Genomic DNA, 3417 nt, shown 5'->3' on the forward strand with positions numbered 1-3417 from the left:
CAAACCGCAGACATTCATGATCTTGATAATCTTATTATTTTCGATCTCACATTTCACACTCGCACCACTCACCAGATGATATTTCGAGATCAAACCTTTCGGAAATTCATAAAAGTCACGGCTGTTGTCAAACGGGATCGTCCATAAAACGGGCTGATGATTGCGGGTGATATTCAAATAACCTTCAAAAATAATTTTCTTTTTCATATTTTCCTTATTATTATTTGGACGAACATTCCGATGAACTTCGTACAATCGGAAGTTCTTTGTGTTTGCTTGTTCCCAAATTCTCCCGAAAGTTTTCGGGAGGAACACAATTGGATAAGAAATTTTATTTCGAAAGCTATTTCTTCAAATAAAAAATCAAAGTAAAACTTTTGAAAAAATGACATTCCCAAATGAAATTTGGGAATGAGCAGTAAAAAAAACTTCGCATCCCGAAAGCATTCGAGAGAAGCTCTTTGTTTTATCGAATCCTTCTCCGATCTATTTCTCTGAGTATTTTTTTTCTCATTCTAATGTTTTTCGGAGTAATTTCCAAAAGTTCATCATCCTCGATATATTCCAAAGCCTGTTCCAAAGAGAAAATTCGCGGTGGAATTAATTTGATAGCATCATCAGAACCGGAAGCTCGAACATTCGTCAGTTTCTTACCTTTACAGATATTCAAAACAAGGTCGATCTCTCTTGTATGCTCACCTATGATCATTCCTTCATAAACTTCTATTCCGGGTCCGATGAACATTGTACCTCTCGGTTGGAAACTGAATAACGAATAGCCGGTAGAAAGTCCTTTTTCCATTGCTATCAATACACCGCGTGTTTTCTTATCGAGATCTCCTTTATGGAATTCATATTCATAAAAACTATGATTTATAATTCCGGTTCCCCTGGTTTCAGTCATAAAGTCATTTCGAAATCCGATCAAACCGCGTGTTGGAACTTTGAATTCGAGTCTTGTATAACCGTCACTTCCCGGAATCATGTCGAGCATTTCACCTTTCCTGATCCCTAACATTTCGATCACGGTTCCGACATGTTCATCAGCAACATCGATCATCGCCAATTCGATCGGCTCCGTTCTCTTTCCGTCGAGTTCTCTGTAGATCACTTTGGGTGTGGAAACCTGGAATTCGAAATTTTCCCTTCTCATATTCTCGATAAGTATGGAAAGTTGCAGTTCTCCTCTTCCTTTTACAATAAATTCGTCAGGCTGATCCGTAGCTTCCACCACAATACTGACATTGGTTTGAAGTTCTTTCTGAAGTCTGTCCCAGATATTTCTCGCAGTAACATATTTCCCTTCTCTGCCAGCAAAAGGTGAATCATTAACCTTGAAGGTCATTGCCAAAGTTGGAGCATCAATATCGATGAGCGGAAGCGGTTCGGGATATTCTTTGCAGGCAACTGTTTCACCGACATCCACTCTTTCCATTCCAGCGAGAGAAACAATATCTCCGGCAAACGCTTCTTTTACCTCTTTCTTTTTCAGTCCTTCATATTGGAAAATTTTGGAAATTCTATACAGAAGTCGCTCACCATCGCGTTTCATCAACACAACTTCCTCTCCTTGTTTTACTTTTCCGTTAGAAATTTTTCCTGTTCCGATCTTGCCGAGATAATCATTGTATTCGATTGCCGAAACAAGCATCTGAAGCGGTTTATTGATATTTCCCCGCGCATCGGGAACATGTTTGAGAATTGTCTCAAAAAGAGGTGTTAGATCATCGGATTCATCCTCGATTTCGTATTTTGCATGACCATCTCTGCCGGATGCATAAACTACCGGGAAATCAAGTTGATCATCGTCTGCGTTCAAATCTATAAAAAGATCAAAGATCATTTCTAGCACTTCTTCCGGTCGGGCATTGAGACGATCGATCTTGTTTATCACCACGATCGGATTCAATCCGATCTCGAGAGATTTTTTCAAAACATATTTTGTCTGCGGCATCGGACCTTCAAAAGCGTCAACAAGCAGAAGAACGGAATCGACCATTTTCATGATCCTCTGCACTTCCCCGCCAAAATCCGCATGTCCGGGAGTATCAACGATATTGATACGGTAATCTTTGTATTGCATCGATGCATTTTTGGAAAAAATAGTGATCCCTCTTTCCCTTTCCAGATCATTCGAATCCATGATCCTTTCAGCAACAACCTGATTTTTACGGAAAACTCCGGCTTGCTTCAATGCACCGTCAACGAGTGTTGTCTTGCCATGATCAACATGAGCAATAATTGCGATATTTTTTATTTTCATTTCTTTCCTTATTTCACCACTAAGGCACGAAGGCACAAAGAAAATCTACTCTTTAGATTTATGCGCCTTTAGCATAGAACACAACTTTATTCAGGAGTTATGTTCCTTTTTTTCCCTGCGGTCTAAAACTGCTAAACCTAAATTTACGAAGGTCGGGTATTCATACTTTGTTTTATTTTTTTTTATTGAGAATGTCATCTGTTAAAGATAGGTAAATAAGTCAAATATAAAGTTTCAGATCAAATCAAAAACTGAACTCATTTTTAGATATGAAGAATCATCATTATTAATCAGGATTTTGAAAAGTTATTTTTTTACGCCTTTTGTGTATTTTATGACTATTACCTTTTAAAATCCTTTTGCATAGAATATATCCAGCACCATAATGCTCAAATCCGTATAATTATCCAGATCACCAAAAATATCTTCCAGACCTTTGACAATAGCATGAATGTATTCCTTATTTATTTTCAGAAGAATGATCTTGCTGTACGGACTTTTCCCGCCGGTAAAATCAAAAAAACCTAAAAATAAAGGAACATTAGAGAGCAGGTTTTCCATCTTCTGGCTTTCCAGAATGGTTGCATCCTGAATCCCGTATTCAATGAAGAGCTCGCTGATATCCTGCATTATTTCATCATCTTTAACGATCATGAGCATCAATTTATCTTTTTCCTTTTTGGAAATTTCCGTAACTTCATCAACAGCATTTCTAATAAAATCTTCATATAATCCGATCTTGGAAGTTGCTTTCAGTAGATGTTCCAAAACTCCCGGTTCTTTCAGAATCCTGGAAACTTTTGCCAGAAGCTGCAAATGTCCGCTCCGATTAGTTTTTGGACCGACAATGGTAATGAATATTTTTGCTTTTTTCTTATCCAGGCATTCAAATTCCGTTCCTTTTTTATTGATCGCAATACTGATCACGAATTTCTCTGTTTCCTCAAGCTGACAGTGAGGAATCGCAATTCCTTTACCAAAACCTGTACTGCCCTGGTCTTCTCTTTCTTTTAACGCCTGATAAATCTTTTCTTCTCCGATATCTTTCAAATCTGATGTTTTAACGAGCAATTCCGATATTTTTTTTAGAGCTTCCTCTTTGTTTTTTGCCTGAAAATTTATATCACAACATTCCAGTTTGACCACTTCTGAAA

General features: G+C 37.7%; 3 protein-coding genes. All 3 read right to left on the reverse strand.

The window, feature by feature from the left end:
• A partial coding sequence (locus ENL20_12410) for a hypothetical protein (protein HHE39355.1) occupies nt 1-207 on the reverse strand: 207 nt, incomplete at its 3' end.
• 259 nt (nt 208-466) lie between these two features.
• Nucleotides 467-2263, reverse strand: a complete 1797-nt coding sequence (typA, locus tag ENL20_12415) for a translational GTPase TypA (GenBank protein HHE39356.1) — start codon at nt 2261-2263, stop codon at nt 467-469.
• A 348-nt stretch (nt 2264-2611) separates the two neighbouring features.
• The coding region (locus ENL20_12420) for a PTS sugar transporter subunit IIA (GenBank protein HHE39357.1) at nt 2612-3417 on the reverse strand (806 nt) is incomplete at its 5' end.

The organism is Candidatus Cloacimonadota bacterium (genome assembly GCA_011372345.1).
In the GTDB taxonomy this organism is placed as follows: domain Bacteria; phylum Cloacimonadota; class Cloacimonadia; order Cloacimonadales; family TCS61; genus DRTC01.

Excerpts from the sequence above, each read along its gene's own strand:
- typA (HHE39356.1), bottom strand. The coding sequence starts at position 2,263 with ATGAAAATAAAAAATATCGCAATTATTGCTCATGTTGATCATGGCAAG.